The 17,423-nt window shown below is 76.2% G+C and carries 17 protein-coding genes; 12 read left to right on the forward strand and 5 right to left on the reverse strand.

Annotated features, from left to right (window positions below; translation table 11 throughout):
- The 3 genes from ACWF41_RS09815 to ACWF41_RS09825 all read left to right on the forward strand — a co-directional run.
- On the forward strand, window positions 1-766 hold a 766-nt coding region (locus ACWF41_RS09815; protein ID WP_380323735.1), incomplete at its 5' end, for an HNH endonuclease signature motif containing protein.
- Window positions 767-969: 203 nt separating this feature from the next.
- Window positions 970-3,882, forward strand: a complete 2,913-nt coding sequence (locus ACWF41_RS09820) for a helix-turn-helix transcriptional regulator (RefSeq protein WP_380323732.1) — start codon at window positions 970-972, stop codon at window positions 3,880-3,882.
- Between the two features lie 57 nt (window positions 3,883-3,939).
- Window positions 3,940-4,230: a hypothetical protein gene (locus tag ACWF41_RS09825; RefSeq protein WP_380323729.1), complete on the forward strand. Its 291-nt coding sequence runs from the start codon at window positions 3,940-3,942 to the stop codon at window positions 4,228-4,230.
- Between the two features lie 70 nt (window positions 4,231-4,300).
- Here ACWF41_RS09825 and ACWF41_RS09830 read toward each other — a convergent pair whose 3' ends face one another.
- Together ACWF41_RS09830 and ACWF41_RS09835 are read right to left on the reverse strand one after the other, a co-directional pair.
- Window positions 4,301-4,783 carry a DUF456 domain-containing protein gene (locus ACWF41_RS09830; RefSeq protein WP_380323726.1) on the reverse strand — a complete coding sequence of 161 codons (483 nt, stop codon included), beginning with the start codon at window positions 4,781-4,783 and terminating at the stop codon, window positions 4,301-4,303.
- Between the two features lie 22 nt (window positions 4,784-4,805).
- Window positions 4,806-5,177: a hypothetical protein gene (locus tag ACWF41_RS09835; protein ID WP_380323723.1), complete on the reverse strand. Its 372-nt coding sequence runs from the start codon at window positions 5,175-5,177 to the stop codon at window positions 4,806-4,808.
- A gap of 237 nt (window positions 5,178-5,414) precedes the next feature.
- Here ACWF41_RS09835 and ACWF41_RS09840 point away from each other — a divergent pair, with 237 nt between their 5' ends.
- From ACWF41_RS09840 to ACWF41_RS09860, 5 genes are read left to right on the forward strand one after another with little or no spacing between them, the layout of a single operon-like run.
- Complete coding sequence (locus ACWF41_RS09840) at window positions 5,415-5,543, forward strand: hypothetical protein (protein WP_380346769.1); 129 nt, start codon at window positions 5,415-5,417, stop codon at window positions 5,541-5,543.
- 52 nt (window positions 5,544-5,595) lie between these two features.
- Window positions 5,596-7,350 carry a nitrite/sulfite reductase gene (locus ACWF41_RS09845; RefSeq protein WP_380323720.1) on the forward strand — a complete coding sequence of 585 codons (1,755 nt, stop codon included), beginning with the start codon at window positions 5,596-5,598 and terminating at the stop codon, window positions 7,348-7,350.
- Window positions 7,347-8,198, forward strand: coding sequence for a phosphoadenylyl-sulfate reductase (locus ACWF41_RS09850; protein WP_380323717.1), 852 nt, complete (start codon window positions 7,347-7,349; stop codon window positions 8,196-8,198). The genes ACWF41_RS09845 and ACWF41_RS09850 overlap by 4 nt, the downstream gene beginning before the upstream one ends.
- 17 nt (window positions 8,199-8,215) lie before the next feature.
- Entirely contained in the window at window positions 8,216-9,529 is a 1,314-nt protein-coding gene (cobA, locus tag ACWF41_RS09855; protein WP_380323714.1) for a uroporphyrinogen-III C-methyltransferase, read from the forward strand.
- A gap of 56 nt (window positions 9,530-9,585) precedes the next feature.
- Window positions 9,586-10,332: a sirohydrochlorin chelatase gene (locus tag ACWF41_RS09860; protein WP_380323711.1), complete on the forward strand. Its 747-nt coding sequence runs from the start codon at window positions 9,586-9,588 to the stop codon at window positions 10,330-10,332.
- Here the strand turns inward: ACWF41_RS09860 and ACWF41_RS09865 are convergent.
- Both ACWF41_RS09865 and ACWF41_RS09870 read right to left on the reverse strand, forming a co-directional pair.
- Entirely contained in the window at window positions 10,298-10,984 is a 687-nt protein-coding gene (locus ACWF41_RS09865) for a LuxR C-terminal-related transcriptional regulator (RefSeq protein ID WP_380323708.1), read from the reverse strand. The genes ACWF41_RS09860 and ACWF41_RS09865 overlap by 35 nt on opposite strands.
- Window positions 10,981-12,264: a PspC domain-containing protein gene (locus ACWF41_RS09870; RefSeq protein ID WP_380323705.1), complete on the reverse strand. Its 1,284-nt coding sequence runs from the start codon at window positions 12,262-12,264 to the stop codon at window positions 10,981-10,983. Before ACWF41_RS09870 ends, ACWF41_RS09865 begins: the two co-directional genes overlap by 4 nt.
- Before the next feature lie 137 nt (window positions 12,265-12,401).
- Here ACWF41_RS09870 and ACWF41_RS09875 point away from each other — a divergent pair, with 137 nt between their 5' ends.
- Window positions 12,402-13,907, forward strand: a complete 1,506-nt coding sequence (locus tag ACWF41_RS09875; protein ID WP_452182449.1) for a PspC domain-containing protein — start codon at window positions 12,402-12,404, stop codon at window positions 13,905-13,907.
- Window positions 13,904-14,482, forward strand: a complete 579-nt coding sequence (locus ACWF41_RS09880; protein WP_380323699.1) for a hypothetical protein — start codon at window positions 13,904-13,906, stop codon at window positions 14,480-14,482. Before ACWF41_RS09875 ends, ACWF41_RS09880 begins: the two co-directional genes overlap by 4 nt.
- Window positions 14,483-14,583: 101 nt before the next feature.
- On the opposite strand, the gene ACWF41_RS09885 is transcribed toward ACWF41_RS09880, so the two are convergent.
- Window positions 14,584-15,369: a hypothetical protein gene (locus ACWF41_RS09885; RefSeq protein ID WP_380317534.1), complete on the reverse strand. Its 786-nt coding sequence runs from the start codon at window positions 15,367-15,369 to the stop codon at window positions 14,584-14,586.
- Between the two features lie 134 nt (window positions 15,370-15,503).
- Here ACWF41_RS09885 and ACWF41_RS09890 point away from each other — a divergent pair, with 134 nt between their 5' ends.
- On the forward strand, window positions 15,504-16,676 hold the full coding sequence (locus ACWF41_RS09890; protein ID WP_380317537.1) for a glycosyltransferase family 4 protein: 1,173 nt from the start codon (window positions 15,504-15,506) through the stop codon (window positions 16,674-16,676).
- A gap of 127 nt (window positions 16,677-16,803) precedes the next feature.
- Complete coding sequence (locus tag ACWF41_RS09895) at window positions 16,804-17,355, forward strand: hypothetical protein (RefSeq protein ID WP_380317540.1); 552 nt, start codon at window positions 16,804-16,806, stop codon at window positions 17,353-17,355.
- Window positions 17,356-17,423 lie beyond the last annotated feature (68 nt).

A 17,423-nucleotide genomic window follows, 5' to 3' on the forward strand; every position in this document is an offset into this window, starting at 1 on the left:
CGACACCCTCACCGCGCTCCTGCTGGACGACGGCACCCTCGACCACACCACCGCGCCGGGCGGGACCCATGAGACGACCCATGACACAAGGCCAGGCGACGGCCGTCCGCACGACGACCCGAGCCCCGATCCCCCAGACGAAGCGCCCGACCTGAAAAGCACTCAGTCGGCGATCGCGGCCCTGGCGCGCTCCATCCGCCCCCAGGTCACCGTCACCGTCCCCGTCCTGACCCTCCTCGGCATCACCGACGCCCCGGCCACCATGAACGGGCACATCCCCATCGACCCCGACACCGCCCAACAGCTCACCGCCCTTGCCCCGTCGCTGCGGCGGATCCTCACCCACCCCGAGACCGGCACCGTCCTGTCCGCCGGCCGCGACACCTACACCACCCCCGCCGACCTCAAGAACCTCATCCGCCACCGCGACACCACCTGCCGCTTCCCCGGCTGCACCCACCCCGCCGTCGGCAGCGACCTCGACCACACCGTCCCGTGGGCCGCCGGCGGCACCACCAACGCCAACAACCTCGCCGCGCTCTGCCGCCGACACCACGTCCTGAAACATCAAACGACATGGCAGGTCAGACAGACCGATCCGACCAAGCCCGTCGACGAAAGAACACGCCCAGAACCCACCGATTGGGGCGGCACCCTCGAATGGACCTCCCCCACCGGCCGCCGCCACACCACCCATCCGGAACCCCTCGACACCACCCGACACCGCTCCCTGCCACACGGCCACCAGCTCGAACCACCGTTCTGAGCAACCGTGATGACACGCGCCGCGCGACGGACCACCGCCACAACACGGCGCCGAGCGACCCGTCGCCCGCCCTCCTCGCCATCGACCCGCTGTCACGACGCGGCGGGGGCAGGCACGGCGAGGCAGGCACAGCGACGCAGTACCGCGGGTGAATCGTCGGCCCGTCGCGGGTGGGCTGGCGGCAGCGGTGCGATAGTCGGCTCGTGGCGGACCCCGGGGTCGTGGGGAGGTCGGAGGTGCTCGCCGCCGTCGAGCACCTCCTCGACGCGGCGGACCGGGCACCGGCGGCGCTGGCGCTCAGCGGGCCTCCCGGTATCGGCAAGACGACGGTGTGGCTCGCGGCGCTGGACCGGGCACGCGAGCGGGACGTGCTCGTCCTCGCGGCCCGGCCGACCGCTGCCGAGGTGCAGCTGGAGCACGCCGGGCTCGCCGAGGTCCTGGCGCCCCTTTCGGGGACGGCGAGACGCCTCCCTCGGGCGCAGAGACGCGCGCTCGGGGCCGCGCTCGGGGCAGAGCGCTCCGGGCCCGACGGCGGGGCTCAGCTGGTCGCGGCGGCGACGCGGACCCTCCTTCAGGAGGCAGCGTCGCGCGGCCCGGTGCTGGTCGCGGTGGACGACCTCCAGTGGCTGGACCCGTCGAGCCGCCGGGCGCTCGCGTTCGCCTGCCGGCGGGTGTCCGGAAGGGTTGCGGTCCTGACCTGCGCGCGCACCGAGGACGGCCCCGCGCCGGGCAACCACGACCCCGCGCCCGGCGACAACGGCCCCGCCCCTGGTAGTGCCCCTGATGGTGCCCCCGACGGGCGACCGGAGACCGTCGTCGAGCTGGAGCCGTCCGACCCGCGCCGGTTGGTCCGCCTCCCCCTCGGCCCGCTTCCCGACGCCGACCTGCTGGCGGTCGTCCGCGGCGTCGAGGGAGACGCGTTCGCGCCGCTCGATGCTGCCCGCCTCGTCGCCTCCGCGGGCGGGAGCCCGCTGTTCGCGCTCCAGCTCGCCGAGCACCGGCGCTCGAACGGCGCCCCCGACGGGCTGCCGCCCACCCTTCGTGCGCTCGTCGGCGCACGCCTCGCGGACCTCGCCCCGGCGACCCGCGACGCGCTCCTGACCGCTGCCTGCCTGTCCGACCCGCACCTCGACCTCCTCGGCGAGGTGCACGGGGGCCTGACCGCGGTGTCCGCGGCGCTCGCCCCCGCCGAGGACGCCGGCGTGGTCAGGCTCGACGACGGCCACGCCCGCTTCACGCACCCGCTGTTCGCCGCCGGGGTGCTCGACGGCGCCCCGCCGAGCACCCGCCGCGCGCGGCACCGCAGTCTCGCCGAGGTGGTCGCGGGACCCGAGGCGCGTGCCCGGCACCTGGCGCACGCGTCGACCGGGCCCGACCCCGCCGCCGTCGCCGCCCTCGACGCGGCCGCCGCCGGCGCGCGACGACGAGGTGCGACCACGGTGGCGGTGGAGCTGGAGGAGCTCGCGCTGGCGCTGGGCGACCGGTCGCCCGACCGTCTCGTCCGCGCGGCCGCCGACCATCTGCGGGTCGACAGCTACGGTCGCGCGCTCGGCCTCGCGACCGAAGCACTGACGACCGAAGCACCGACGACCGAAGTCCCCGCGACCGAAGTCCCCGCGACCGCCGCCGCGGACGTCGCGCGAGCCCGCGCCCTCGGCGTCGTGGGCCAGGCTCGCTTCCGCCTCGGCGACCTGGCAGGGTCGATCGCCGCCCTCGAGGAGGCGGTGCCCCTGGCGGCGACGGACCCCGGCCTGCGGGCCTCGCTCGTGGGCGACCTCGCGACAGGCCTCCTCAACGCCGGCCAGGTGGAGCGCGCCCGCGAGCGGATGATCGCGGGCGCCCCGGCAGCCGGCCCCGCCCTGCCACACAGCCCCGGCCCGCCCCGCGGCCCGGCAGACGCGGAGCTGCTCGCGGCGCGCGTCGTCTTCGACCAGCTGTCCGGCCGCGGCCTCGACGAGGAGGCGGCCCGGCTCGCCCTCGACGCCGAGGACCCCGACCGTGCCGTGCCCGCGATCCGCTGGCCCAGCGTGAACGTCGCGTCCGCCCTGTACTTCGCGGGCCGGCCCGGCGCCGCGCTCCCGCTGCTGCTGGCGGCGGAGCGCCGCTGCGTCGAGCGCGGCCAGGAGGCCGACCTCTGGTACGTGCAGTTCTACGCCGCACGCGCCGCGGTGCTGGTGGGCGAGCTCGCGACGGCCGAAGGCGCCGTCCGACGGCTCGAGGACCGCGCCCGCGGCACCGACGGCCCCGTCCTCGCCCTCATGGCGGCGACCGCCCGAGCACACCTCCTCGCGTGGACGGGCGACACCGCGGGAGCGGAGCCGCGGGCGCGGGACGCCGTCGCGCAGTTCACGGCCTACGACGCCCCGCACGTCAGCGCCCTGCCGGCATCCACGCTCGCCTCGGTCCTCCTCGCCTCGGCCGACGCCGCCGCCGTCGTGACACTCCTGCGCCCGCTGGAGCGCACGGTCGTCGCCGCCGGCTACCGCCATCCGGGGTTCGCGGGCTTCGTGCCCGACCTGGTGGACGCGCTCGTCGCGACGGGGGACACCGCCGGGGCGAGCGAGGTGCTCGACGGCTACGAGGCGGCCGGCGCGCTCCCGGGCGGGGTGTGGCTGCAGGGCGTGCTGGCGCGGGGGCGCGCGGCCGTGGCGGCGGCGACCGGCGACGTCACGACGGCCCGGCGCCTCCTGGACGAAGCCCTCGACGACTTCGCCGCCCCGGACCTCGGTTACGAGCGCGGGCGCACCCGGCTCGCTCAGGCCCGGATCGAACGCCGGGCCCGCCGACGGGCGGCCGCGGCCGATGCCGCCCGGCGCGCCGTGACCGAGCTGGATGCGGTCGGTTGTGCGCTCTGGGCCGGCGTGGCCGCGGCGGAGCGCGACCGGCTGACCGGGCCCCGCGCCGGGTCGCCGCTCACGGCGATGGAGACGCGGGTCTGTGAGCTCGCGGCCACCGGCCGCACGAACCGTGAGGTGGCGGCCGCCCTGTCGATGAGCGCGAAGACCGTCGAGGCGCACCTGTCCCGGGCGTACGCGAAGCTCGCCATCCGCTCCCGCGCGGAGCTCGGGGCGCGGATGGCGCGGATGGCGCCGCCGGGAGGCAAGGGAGTCGCCTGATGCGCGCCCGCCGCCGAGGGCTGCACGCTCGGGTGGCGGGGGCGGAGGGAGGCGGCCATGTCCTGGACCATCGAGCTCTCCCCGCCCGACGACGCCCCTCCCTCTTCCCCCGCCCCGGCGAGCGCCCGGCCCCGAGCCCCGGGCGGCGTCACTGCGCTGGTCTGCGGGGCGCTGGTGTGCGGGGCCCTGGCAGGCGCGGCGGCACTCACCGTCGTCGACCATGCGGGGGCCGGAGCGTCGGGCGATGCGGCGACGCTCGAGAGCCACGATCCCGGACGGTCCGCCCCCGTCCCTGCGCAGCGGATCGGGCGTGGCGACTTCGGCACGCCGCCGGCGGCAGGTCGCTGAGCGGCCGGGTCGGGGCGGGTCGGGTCCAGGGCGGGCCAGGTCGGTTCAGACCAGGTTGGGTCAGGTCAGGTCAGGTCAGGACGAGCCCGACCACCCACACGACGGTGGCGACCAGGCCGCCCGCGAGCTGCACGCCGATGGTGATCAGGGTGGCCTTGAGCGCAGCGCGGGTGGCGGTCCAGGCGACGGCGGCGTCGCGCCGGCGGGCCAGCTCGACGAGGAAGACCGCGGCGGCGAAGAAGAGGAAGAGCCCGACCACGGGGACCACGAAGAACCCGACGACCCCCGCGAGCCCGGCGACGGCGAGCGTGCCCCACGGCACCTCCGCGCGGCGCATGTGGCGGCCGGCCAGCAGCCACTGCCCGGTCTCGGCGAGCAGGACCGCCACCGCGGCGACGGCGAAGCACACCCACGCCGTCGTGCCGCCCGTGACCCACGCCCACACGAGGATGCTCCCCAGCACGAGCACGTTGCCGGGGAGCACCTGGACGACGATGCCGACCAGGCCGACGGCGATCGCCAGCCCGACCAGCACCTCCCCCAGGACGCTCATCGCGGGGACACGAGGGCGGAGGTCACCAGAAGACGGCGACCAGGATGTTGACCAGCGTCAGTGCGCCGATCGAGTGCTTCAGCGCCGGGCTGACGGCACCCGTGCCGTTGTCGCCCTTGGCGCCCTGGCGCTTGGCGAGGAAGGCGAGCACGGCGATGATCAGCGCGATCACGAGCTTGACGCCGATCTTGGCCATGCTCGGGCCGCCGTCCGCCCAGAGGTCGCCCATCTCGGCGACACCGACCATGACGACGCCCGCGACGAGGGCCGTCGCGGCGCCGTGGAAGACCCCGCGGTAGAGGCCGGGGCTCTTCATCGACGCGATGTAGCCGCCGAGGACGATCGCCCAGCCCACGAAGTGGAGCGCGACAAAGACGTGGTAGAGAAACTCCATGCCGTCACCCTATCCGCGCGCGGACAGGGATCTGACGCCGGTGTCCGCAACCGGTCACATGTCACACCCGGGCACCGCCCGACGGCGCCTCGCGCGACCGTCCCGGAACGCCGTCCCACAATGTGGTCCCACGATGTGGAACAGCTCTCGCGCTCCCTGTCCCCGACCGGTTACCGTCGTCGCCATGACCACGGCCGCGCACCGCCTCCTCGTGACGACGCGTCACGAGATGCCGGCGTGCGTGCGTCGCAGCATGCGCAGCTGTCTGTGCTGCTGTCGCTGATCGCGCCCTACCTCAGCCCCGCCGCCACCCCGCGGCTCCTGAGCACCGGCGCGCGCCGTCGGTCCTCGGCCCACCCCTGCTGAGTCGCTCGTCGTCGCGCGTCCCCGCCCCCCGAGGACCGAGGAACTCCCCCAGATGACGACGCAGACCACCGCCCCCGCACCCTCCGCCACCAGCGAGAACGCCGCCACGCCCCGAGAGACCGCCGCCCGCGTGCGTCCGCCGCGCGCCACCCGCCCGAACGGGCAGTGGAAGGTGGACGGCACCGAGCCGCTCAACCACAACGAGGTGTTCAAGCAGGAGGCGGCGCCGCTCGGGGTCCGCGAGCGCATCGAGACGATCTACGCGCGCGACGGCTTCGACTCCATCGCCGACGACGACCTGCACGGTCGCTTCCGCTGGTGGGGCCTGTACACGCAGCGCAAGCCCGGGATCGACGGCGGCCGCACCGCCACGCTCGAGCCGCACGAGCTGGAGGACCGCTACTTCATGCTGCGCGTCCGGTCGGACGGGCAGCTGCTCGACCCGGCGGCGCTGCGGGTACTGGGGGGCATCTCCGCGGACTTCGGGCGGGGCTCGGCGGACATCACCGACCGGCAGAACATCCAGTACCACTGGATCGAGATCGAGAGCATGCCGGAGATCTGGCGCCGGTTGGACACGGTGGGCCTGGAGACGACGACGGCGTGCGGCGACTCTCCCCGCGGCTTCCTCGGCAGCCCGGTGGCGGGCGTCGCGGCGGACGAGATCATCGACCCGACCCCGGTGATCCACGAGATCAAGCGGCGCTACATCGGTGACCCGGAGCTGGCGAACCTGCCCCGCAAGTTCAAGACGGCGATCACCGGGCACCCGAGCCTCGACGTCGTGCACGAGATCAACGACATCTCGCTGGTCGGCGTGGTGCACCCCGAGCTCGGCCCGGGCTACGACCTGTGGGTGGGCGGGGCGCTGTCGACGACGCCGCGGCTCGGCGAGCGGCTCGGCGTCTTCGTCACGCAGGAGCAGGCTCCCGACGTCTGGCACGGCGTCATCCGCATCTTCCGCGACTACGGCTACCGGCGGCTGCGCAACAAGGCCCGCCTGAAGTTCCTGCTCGCGGACTGGGGCACCGCGAAGTTCCGCGAGGTGCTGGAGACCGAGTACCTCGGGTACGCGCTGCCCGACGGCCCGGCCCCCGCGCCGGCCACCCGCCCCGGCGACCACGTCGGCGTGCACGCGCAGAAGGACGGCCGGTTCTACGTGGGCGCGGCGCCCGTCGTCGGGCGGGTGGGCGGCAACACGCTCACCGGGCTCGCGGACCTGGTCGAGCGGGTCGGCGCGGACGGGGCGCGGCTCACCGCGCACCAGAAGGTCGTGATCCTCGGCGTCCCGGCCGACCGCGTGGACGAGCTCGTCGCGGGCCTGGAGCCGCTGGGCCTCACCGCCCGCCCGAGCCTCTTCCGCCGCTCGACGATCGCCTGCACGGGCATCGAGTTCTGCAAGCTCGCGATCGTCGACACCAAGGACACCGCGGCCCGCGTGATCGGCGAGCTGGAGGACCGGCTCGGCGACGTCACCGCCCGCCTCGAGCGGCCCATCGAGCTCAACGTCAACGGCTGCCCCAACTCGTGCGCCCGGATCCAGACCGCCGACATCGGGCTCAAGGGCCAGATCATCACCGTCGACGGCGAGCAGATGCCTGGCTTCCAGGTGCACCTGGGCGGCGGCCTCGTGGGCGCCGGCCGCGACGCCGGGGAGCTGGGCCGCACGGTGCGCGGCCTCAAGGTCCCGGCGGCGGAGGTCGGTGACTACGTGGAGCGCGTCGTGCGGCGGTACGACGCCGAGCACACCGGCGACGAGACGTTCGCGCAGTGGGCGCACCGGGCCGACGAGGAGGCCTTGCGGTGACCGCCGTCGAGGAGTCCGCCGCGGTGACGCTGCTCGCCTCGCCGGCGGGCGGCGGCCGCCTCGCCGAGGTCCGGGCCCGGGCCCGGGCGCGCGAGACGTCGCGGGAGGCCCGGCAGCACGCCCGCGCGGCGCGGCACCGCCGCTCCCCCGAGGAGCTGCGGCACGTCGTCGAGCGCGGGCGGGCCCAGCTCCACGCCGACGGCGACCGTCCCGAGGCGACGGCCGCGGAGGTCGTCGCGTGGGCGGTGCGGGAGTTCGGCCCGTACCTCGCCGTCGCCTCCTCGATGCAGGACCTCGTGCTGGCGCACCTGGTGTCCCGGCAGCTGCCGTTCGTCGACGTCCTGTTCGGCGACACCGGCTACCACTTCGCGGAGACGCTCGGCACGCGCGGCGCCGTCGAGATCGAGATGGACGTCGACGTCGTGGACGTGCGCCCCGAGCTCACCGTCGCGCAGCAGGACGCCGCGCACGGCCCTCGCCTGCACGACCGCGACCCCGAGGCCTGCTGCGCGATGCGCAAGGTCGCCCCCATGCGGCAGGCGCTGCAGGGCTACGAGGCATGGGCCACCGGCGTGCGTCGCGGCGAGACCGCGGCCCGCGCGAACGCGCCGCTCGTCGCCTGGGACGAGAAGAACGGCGTCGTGAAGATCAACCCCCTCGCGGCCTGGACCGACGAGGACGTCGAGGAGTACGCGCGGGAGCACGGCGTCGTCGTCAACCCCCTGCTCAGCGACGGCTACCCGTCGGTGGGCTGCGAGCCCTGCACCCAGCGCGTGGAGGCCGGGCAGGACGCCCGTGCCGGGCGCTGGGCCGGCCGCGACAAGACCGAGTGCGGGCTGCACGTATGAAGAGGAAGGTGGCCCCCGTGCACGACACGTACCCCCTGGGCCTGCGCGTCGCCGGCCGGCTCGTCATCGTGGTGGGCGGTGGACCCGTGGCCCTGCGCCGCGTGCGCGGCCTGCTCGCCGCGGGCGCCCGCGTGCGCGTGATCGCGCCCGATGTCGTCCCCGACCTGGCGGCGCTCGTCGCCGCGGGCGCGATCGAGCGGGTCACGCGCGGGTACTGCGACGGCGACCTCGACGGCGCGTGGCTCGTGCACACGGCCACCGGCGACCCCGAGGTCGACGCCCGCGTGGCCGGCGACGCCGAGCTGCTGCGCACCTTCTGCGTCACCGCCGGGGACGCCGGCCTCGGCAGCGCCTGGGTGCCTGCGGTGGCCCGCACTCCCGTCACCGACGCCGCCGGCCGGCCGGCGGGCGACCTCACCGTCGCCGTCACGGCGGCGCGCGACCCGCGGCGCGCCGTGCGGGTGCGCGACGCCGTCGTCGCCGGGCTCGACGACGGCAGCCTGCCCCTGCGCGCGGTGCGGCCCGCCGGCGACCCGGACCCCACCGACCCCGCCGCCGACGGCGCTCCCCCGCGGCGCGGGCGCGTCGCCCTCGTGGGCGGCGGGCCCGGCGCGGCCGGCCTGGTCACGGTACGCGGCCGTCGCCTGCTCGCGACCGCGGACGTCGTCGTCGTGGACCGCCTCGCCCCGCGGTCCCTCCTCGCCGGCCTGGGCGACGACGTCGAGGTGGTCGACGTTGGCAAGACGCCCGGCCACCACCCCGTGCCGCAGGAGGAGATCTCCGCCCTGCTGGTGCGCCACGCCCTGGCCGGACGGGACGTGGTGCGCCTCAAGGGCGGCGACCCGTACGTCTTCGGCCGCGGCGGCGAGGAGCTGGACGAGTGCCTCGCGGCGGGCGTCGAGGTGGAGGTCGTGCCCGGGGTCACCTCCGCGGTGTCCGTCCCCGCCGCCGCCGGCATCCCCGTCACCCACCGCGGCCTGGCGCGCGGGTTCAGCGTGCTCACCGGGCACGACGACGTCGGGCAGGTGCCCGGCGGCACCGACCACACCGTCGTGCTGCTCATGGGCGTCACCCGGCTCGCCGAGACCGCCCGCGCGCTCGTCGCGGCCGGACGGCCCGCGGCCACGCCGGTCGCCGTGGTGGAGGACGGGTTCGGCCCGCGCCAGCGGACCACGGTGGGCACGCTCGCGGACATCGCGGACCGGGCGCGCGCCGTCGGCGTGCAGGCGCCCGCGGTGACCGTCGTCGGCGACGTCGTGCGCCGCAGCCCCGCGTGGGCGGGGCCGACCTCGGCTCACGCCGGGGCCCGGCCCGCGGTGAGGTCGTCGTGACGGCGGTTCACGCGGACGAAACGGCGCCGGTCGGTGCCGGTCGTAGGGTCGCGCGCATGACCGCTCCCGCGCTCCTTGCCGTCTCGCACGGGACGGCGTCCGCCACCGGCGCGGGCGCCGTCGCGACCCTGGTCGACGCGGTCGCCGCGCGCGTGCCCGACGTCCCCGTGCACGCGGGCTTCGTCGACGTGCAGCAGCCGGACGTGCCCACCTGCCTCGCGGGGCTGCGGGAGCACCCGGCCGTCGCGTCCACGGTCGTCGTGCCGCTGCTCCTGTCCGCCGGGTACCACGTGCACGTGGACCTGCGCGAGGACGTCGACGCCGCCGTGGCGGGCGGCGGCGACGTGGCCCTCGGCGGCGCGCTCGGCCCGGACGACCGGCTCGTCGACGTGCTGGTGCGACGCCTGGACGAGGCCGGCCTGCGCCCCGACGACACGGTGGTGCTGGCCGCCGCCGGGTCCAGCGACCCGCGCGCCGTCGCCGACTGCGAGACCACCGCGGGCCGGCTCGCGGCGCGGGTCGGCAGGCCCGTCACCGTCGGGTACATCGCGAACGCGACCCCGCGGGTGCACGAGGTGGTCGCCGCCGCCCGGGCGGAGCGCCCGGGGCGCCGCGTCGTCGTCGCCACCTACCTGCTCGCGCCGGGGTTCTTCGCCGACCTCGCCGCACGGGCGGGCGGCGACGTCACGACCGCGCCGCTGCTGGTCGCGGGCGCCGAGGCGCCCGACGAGCTGGTCGAGGTCGTGGCCGAGCGCTACGGTGCCGTGGTCAGAGCAGGCGGCGCGCCGCGGCCCACCGCGTGAGCTCGTAGCGGCTGGACAGCTGCAGCTTGCGCAGCACGGCGGACACGTGGGTCTCGACCGTCTTGATGGAGATGAACAGCTCGCTCGCCACCTCGCGGTAGGAGTACCCGCGCGCGATGAGGCGCATGACCTCCTGCTCGCGCTTGGACAGCCGGTCCAGCTCGTCGTCGGCCACCGCGACGTCGCCCGCCGCCGTGCCGAACGCGTCGAGCACGAAGCCCGCCAGCCGCGGCGAGAACACCGCGTCGCCGCCCGCGACCCGCACCACCGCGCCGGACAGGTCGGACGCCGAGATGTTCTTCGTGACGTAGCCGCGCGCCCCGGCGCGGATGACGGCCACCACGTCCTCGGCCGCGTCGGACACGGACAGCGCGAGGAACTTCGTCCCGCCCAGCAGGTCGGCGCACCTCCGCACGACCTCGGCCCCGCCCCCGCCGTTGCCTCCCGGCAGGTGCACGTCGAGCAGCACCACCGGGGGCCGCAGCTCGTGCACGACGGCGACCGCCTGGTCGACGTCGGCCGCCTCGCCGACCACGTCCACGCGCCCGTCCAGGCTGGCGCGCACCCCCGTGCGGAACATGTGGTGGTCGTCGACGAGGACCACCGGCACGGGCCGGTTCGGCTGCTCGGGGGCGTCGGGCGTCGTGGTCACGTGCGTGCTCCTTCGTCGATGGGCCTGCTGCTGTCGTTCGTCGGGGACCTCGGCATCCGCAGCCGCACCTCGGTGCCCCAGCCCGGGCGGCTCGTCACGTCGGCGGTGCCGCCGCGCCGGTGCACGCGGCCCAGGATCGACTCGCGCACGCCGAACCGGTCGGGGGCGATGTCGTCCATCTCGAAGCCGTCGCCGCGGTCGCGGACGAACACCTCGACCGCCGCGTCGGTCACCTCGAGGTACACCGTCACGGGCGGGCGGCCGTGCGCGACGGCGTTGACCAGCGCCTCGCGGGACGCCTGCAGCAACGCCGACGTCTCCTCCGTGGGGACGCAGTCGCCCACCATCACGGACTCGATCTCGACGGCGCGGCCGTCCTCGACCTCGGCCACCAGCGCCCGCAGCTCGGCCGCGAGCGACGTGCCGGGGGCCGTGCGGTCGGTGTAGAGCCACTCGCGCAGCTCGCGCTCCTGGGCGCGGGCCATGCGCGCCACGGCCTCCGGGTCGTCCGCGCGCGAACGGATCAGCGCGAGCGTCTGCAGCACCGAGTCGTGCAGGTGGGCGGCGATGTCCGCGCGCTCCGCCTCCCGGGCGCGGGCCGCCCGCTCGTCGCCCAGCTCGCGCACCAGGCGCAGCCACCACGGCGCCAGCATCAGGGCCGCGCCCGCCAGCACCGCCAGCGACGCCGCACCCGCCTGGAGCAGCACCGGCACCGGGGCGTCCTGGCCGATGAGGAGCAGCACGCCGACCATGACGAGGACGACGCCGCCGACCAGGCGCAGCACGAGCGTCGAGCGGCTGGTGGCGCCGCCGTCGCCCGAGCGGCGACCGCGCTGCGCGGCGTCGAGCTGGCTCCACGCGAGCGCGAGGCCGCCGACGGCGACCAGCGCGGGCAGCACCCACGACGCCCCGACGTCCCAGCCCGCGCGGACCGCGACCAGGATGAACGCGCCCGCGATGAGGGCGGCGCCGATGAGGACGTCGCGCACGGGCAGCGCCGCCACCGGGCCCTGCAGCCGCAGCCGCGGCGCCAGGCGCTGCAGCGCCGTGGGGGCGGCCGCCGCGGCCGCCTGCCGCGGGTCGCCCGACGGGACCGTCACCCACCAGAACACGTACGCGACCGCGCCCGCCCCGCCCGCGAAGGCGAGGAGCACGAACGCGAGCCGCACCAGCAGGACCGACAGGCCCAGGTGCGCGGCGAGGCCCGCGGCGACACCACCGAGGATCCGGCCCTGCGGGGGCCGGCGCAGCGGGAGGCGCGGGGGTCGGGGGGTGCTCACGCTCCCGATCCTGGCACGTCGGGGGCGTCCCCGGCCGCGGGATCCCGAGGTTTCAGGGTGGCCGACCCCGGTGTTTCAGGGTCGCGTCAGGGCAGCACCCGATGCCGCGGCGCCGCCGCGCTCGTCAGGATGGAGCCATGAGCACCGACGACCTCCCCCAGCCGCCCGGGTCGCAGCCCGGCACCGGCGGCACCACCGCCGCGGGCGGCCCCGTGCCGCCCCGCCGCACCGGCGACGGCTTCTTCGACTCCATCCGCCGCCTCGGGATCACCCGGTCCGACAACCGGTGGGTCGGCGGCGTCGCGGGCGGGGTCGCCGAGCGGTTCGGGCTCGACCCCCTGCTGGTGCGCGGCCTGCTGATCCTCAGCTTCTTCCTCACCGGCGCCGGCATCGTCGTCTACGCGATCGCGTGGGCGCTGCTGCCGGAGCGCGACGGCCGCATCCACCTGCAGCAGGCGTTCCGCGGCGACTTCGACGTCGCCCTGCTCGGCGCCGTCGTCGCGCTGATCGTCGGGTTCGCGTTGGACGACGGCCTCGGCTGGTGGGGCTTCGGCGTCGAGTGGATCCGCGGCGTCCTGTGGGTGGCCGTCTGGGTCGGGATCGTCTGGCTGATCGTCAAGCTGGTCCGCGACCGCAAGCCGCGGTCCGGCGGCCCCACCGTGGCGCCCACCCCGCCGTACCCCGCCACGCCCTCCCCCGCCACGCCCTCCCCCGCCACGTCCTACCCCGGCACGCCGGGCTCCGCGCCCTCCCCCGGCAGCCCCGCCGGCCCCGCCGCGGACGTGCCCACGGACTCGTTCACGCCGGCGCCGCCCGCGCCGTACCTGGCCGCGCCCGCGGCGCCGCAACCGACCCCGCCGCCCACCGGCACCTGGTCCGCGGCGCCCGCCCCGGCGCCGCTCCCCGCCCCCGCCCCGCTCGCGCCCCCGGCTCCCCCGCGGCCGCCGCGTCCGCCGCGCCGCGGCCCCGGAGCGGGCGCCGTCGGCATCGTCGTCGGGATCGTCCTGCTGGTCGGCGCGCTCCTGCTCGTCGCCGACCGCGTGGGCGACCTCGGCGTCCCCCTGGGCGCCACGTGGCTGGGCACCTCGATCGTGGTCCTCGGTCTCGGCCTCGTCGTGACCGGGCTGCGCGGACGCCGCGGCGGCACGCTGACCTTCCTCGCGATCCTCGCCCTGATCGCCGGCGTCATCACCTGGCCGTTCGCCGGGGGCCGCGACTCCTGGGACTTCTGGGACGCCGGCCCGCAGGACAGCGGCGCCGTCGTCAGCGACGGCACCCTGACCCCCCGCACCGTGGCCGAGGCCGAGGAGGGCATGCACGTGCGCTTCGGCAGCGCGGTCGTCGACCTCACCGCGCTGGACCTCGGCGACGTCACCCCGGGCGACCCCGTCGTCGTACCGATCTCCATGACCGCGGGCAGCGCGCAGGTGCTGATCCCCGACGACCAGGCCGTCGCGGCCGACGTCGAGGTCATCGCCGGCAGCGCCACCTGGCGCGTCGACGGGCAGGACAACTCCGTGAACACGTACACCAACGGCCCGGCGCACTTCAGCAGCGACGAGGTCGCCGGCGCCGACGGCGCCCGCCTCCTGCTCGACGTCGACGTCCGCGCCGGCGACCTGACCATCGAGGAGTCCCGATGAGCGACGACAAGCCCACGACCCCCGTCCCCGAGCCTGAGGACCGCGGCGACGAGACGCAGGCCCTGCCCGCCACGGACGAGACGCAGGCCCTGCCCGCCACGGACGAGACGCAGGCCCTGCCCGCAGCGGACGAGACCCGCGCGCTGCCCGTGGCCGGCGACCAGGACCCGCTGTCGATCTTCGACCAGCCCGACCGGCCGACGTACGAGCAGCCCGCGTACGACCAGCCCGCCTACGGGCAACCTGTCTACGGGCAACCTGGCTACGCACAGCCTGCCCACGACGAGCCCGCCGCAGCTGCGGCCGCCCCGGAGCCTGTCGCGGGCACGGCGGCGTACGGGACGGCCACCTCCTCCGACGACCGCCACGTGCCGGCCCCGGGCCCGCGGGCCAGCACGATCGTGTGGGGGTTCCTCGTGGTGGCGTTCGGCGTCGGCCTGGTCGCCAACGGCGCGGGCATGCACATCGACGTCGAGCTGGCCGCCATCGTGCTGCTCGCCGCGGCGGGAGTGCTGCTCGTCATCGGCTCCGTGGTGAGCGCGGTGCGGCGCCGGCGTCGCACGACGGCCCGCTGACGCACGGTCGCGACACGCCCCGCACGACGACGCGGCGGTGACCCCTCAGGATCACCGCCGCGTCGTCGTGCTGATACCGGCTTGTCGGGTGCCGTCGCGCCTCAGGCGGACGGGGATCCGCTGCCGCTCGACGGCGGCGTGGCGGGCGGGTTCTCCGGCGGCGTCGACGGGGCTGCCGGCGGCGCCGACGGGGGCGTCGTCGACGGAGGCGTCGTCGAGGTCGGCGGCGGCGTCCCGCCGGCGGGCGCCTCGGGGGCGGTGCGCGTGCTCGGTCGCTCGGGCGGCGGCGCCGGGGCCTCGGTGCGCGCAGGTCTGGTGGGCTCGGGCGTGGTGGGTTCAGGCTTGCCGGGCGCCGGCCTCGCGGGCTCGGCGGGCTCCGCGCGGTGCGCGGCGTGCGACAGGTCGCCGCCCGAGCTGAGCGCCGGCGTGTCGACCACCACCTGGGGCCCGCCGGCGAGCTTGCGCAGCGCGCTCCCCAGCAGGATGAACACGATCCCGAGGCCGATGACGAGGGCGCAGACGCCGAACGCCACCACGGACGTGAACAGCGACGCCCGCAGGAAGGACGCGTCCATCACGCTCTCGCGGACGGGGTCGTCCTGGGGCAGCTCCGCGTACGTCTTGCCGCCGGCCATCTCGGTGGCGTGCATGTCGATGACGTCGGCCTGCGCGTACGCGGTCAACGGGCCGGCGACGTGCTGCCCCGCGAACGTGCCGTTCATGAAGGTGGAGTCGTCGGACACGGTGATCTGCTCGTCGGAGAGGGTCTGGGAGACGACCACCCACACCCCCAGGCCGAGCACGATCATGACGATGCCCGCGATGACGGTGATCATCCCGATCCCGCGGACGCCCTTGGTCGGATGAACGGTGACAGTGCTCGACATGTCGCACCTCTCCTCAGGTGTGTGCCGTGATGCATGCGCTGGAGGTACCGCTTCTCGCACGGTAGCGCCCTGGCACGCCATCGGCTCGGCGAACCCGCAGGTGACCGGGCCGTGCCCGATGGCAGGATGACCCGGTGCGCATCGTCCACGTCTCCGACTCCTACCTGCCGCTGCTGGGCGGCATCGAGACCCAGGTCGCCCGGCTGGCCCGCCGGCAGGCGGAGGCGGGGCACCAGGTCGAGGTGATCACGACGACCCCCGCGGCCCCCGGCGCCCACGGCGTCAGCACCGCGCCGGACGAGGACCGCGTCGTCGTCCACCGTGTCGCGGCGCGGGTGCCCGGCGGCTACCCCGTGCACCCGCGCGCCACGCGGCACGTCGTGTCGCGGCTGCGCGCGCTGGAGGCGGACGGCCGGCGGCCCGACGCCGTGCACCTGCACATGGGCGTGCTCGCCCCGACCGTGGAGCTGTCGCTGCGCGCCGTCACCCGCCTCGGCCTGCCCGCGCTGCTCACGGTGCACAGCGTGTGGGACGGCTGGGAGCGCGCGTTCGCCGGGTTCGACAGGCTGACCGGCTGGTCCGCGTGGCCGGTGCAGTGGTCCGCGGTGAGCGAGATGACCGCCGCCCCCCTGCGCCGCGTCGTCGGGCGCAGGCTCGGCCCGGACGCCGCCGCGGCGCGCGTGTCCGTGCTGGGCAACGGCATCGACGTCGACGCGTGGCGTCTGCCCCGCGTCGAGCGCGGCGAGCGGGCGGAGGGGCGCGAGGTGCACGTCGTCTCCGCCACGCGCTTCGCGCCGCGCAAGCGGGTGCTGCCCATGCTCGAGGCGATCGCCGCGGCCCACGACCGCGCTCCCGGACGGCTCGTCGCGACGATCGGCGGGGACGGCCCCCAGCTGGCGGAGGCGCGCCGGTGGGTGCGCGAGCGCGGGCTCGCGGACGTGGTGCGCCTGGTCGGCCGGCTCACGCCCACCGAGCTCAAGCGGCTGTACATCCGCGCCGACGTGTTCGTCGCCCCGGCCGTGCAGGACGCGTTCGGCATCGCCGCCCTGGAGGCGCAGGCCGCGGGCCTGGCCGTCGTGAGCCGGTCGCAGTCGGGCGTCGCGGAGCGCCTCGTCGACGGCCGCGACGCGCTCCTCGTGGACGACGACGCGGCCCTCGCCGACGCGCTCGTGCGCCTGGCCGACGAACCCGCCCTGCTCGACGCGATCATCGCGCACAACCGCACGGCCGAGCTCGCGACGTCGTGGCCGCGCGTGCTCGCCGACGTCGACGCCGCGTACCGTAAGGCCGCCGCGCTCGCGCGCTGACCCGGCTCCGCCGTCGGCCCAGGTCACCGCACGATCGGTGCCCCGGCGTATCACCCGCGGGCGCGGACGCCTCCATCACTCGCAGACCGGCGACAGAGGGGATCGCCGGCTGACGTGAGGAGCGACGATGACCATCACGACCCGCACCCGCACCCGCCGCGCCCGGCTCGCCGCCGTGGCCGGCGGCATCGCGGCGATCGCAGCCCTGGGCCTCACCGGCCCGGCCGCCACGGCGGCGCCCGACGACGGCGCCGCGCCCGTCCAGGTCCAGAAGGTGACCGGCGACAGGCCCGTCACCGTGCAGGACGTCGCCGCCACCGCGGCATCGGGCACGCTCTACTGCGCCGTCCTCGACGGCACGTTCGGCTGCAAGCCCTACGCCTACGGCAAGGGGCTCGTCGTGGCGCGGCTCTGGGACGGGGCGGGATACACCGGCCGCCAGGTCGTGATCTTCAACCCGAAGTACAAGGTGGGCTGTACGGCCAAGACCACGGACAACGAGGGCGGCTCCGTCCTCGGCGCGATGTCGAACAGGGTGACGTCGGTCAAGACCTACAACCACTGCGACATCAAGCTGTTCGACGGGGCGTCGAAGAACGGCGCCCACACCGGCTGGGTCGACCGCAGCAGCAAGCTCGGCTCGCTCAACAACCGGGCGAGCTCGTTCGCGATCTCCTGACCCGCTCCCGCGCCGCGACGCCCGGGACGACCGCGACCCCGCTCCCCTTCCGGGGGGCGGGGCCGCGG

It is taken from the genome of Isoptericola sp. NPDC055063 (genome assembly GCF_053608125.1).

Excerpts from the sequence above, each read along its gene's own strand:
- ACWF41_RS09895 (WP_380317540.1), top strand. The coding sequence starts at position 16,804 with ATGACCATCACGACCCGCACCCGCACCCGCCGCGCCCGGCTCGCCGCC.
- ACWF41_RS09835 (WP_380323723.1), bottom strand. The coding sequence starts at position 5,177 with ATGGAGTTTCTCTACCACGTCTTTGTCGCGCTCCACTTCGTGGGCTGG.
- ACWF41_RS09845 (WP_380323720.1), top strand. The coding sequence starts at position 5,596 with ATGACGACGCAGACCACCGCCCCCGCACCCTCCGCCACCAGCGAGAAC.
- ACWF41_RS09880 (WP_380323699.1), top strand. The coding sequence starts at position 13,904 with ATGAGCGACGACAAGCCCACGACCCCCGTCCCCGAGCCTGAGGACCGC.
- ACWF41_RS09875 (WP_452182449.1), top strand. The coding sequence starts at position 12,402 with ATGAGCACCGACGACCTCCCCCAGCCGCCCGGGTCGCAGCCCGGCACC.
- ACWF41_RS09825 (WP_380323729.1), top strand. The coding sequence starts at position 3,940 with ATGTCCTGGACCATCGAGCTCTCCCCGCCCGACGACGCCCCTCCCTCT.
- ACWF41_RS09830 (WP_380323726.1), bottom strand. The coding sequence starts at position 4,783 with ATGAGCGTCCTGGGGGAGGTGCTGGTCGGGCTGGCGATCGCCGTCGGC.
- ACWF41_RS09885 (WP_380317534.1), bottom strand. The coding sequence starts at position 15,369 with ATGTCGAGCACTGTCACCGTTCATCCGACCAAGGGCGTCCGCGGGATC.
- ACWF41_RS09860 (WP_380323711.1), top strand. The coding sequence starts at position 9,586 with ATGACCGCTCCCGCGCTCCTTGCCGTCTCGCACGGGACGGCGTCCGCC.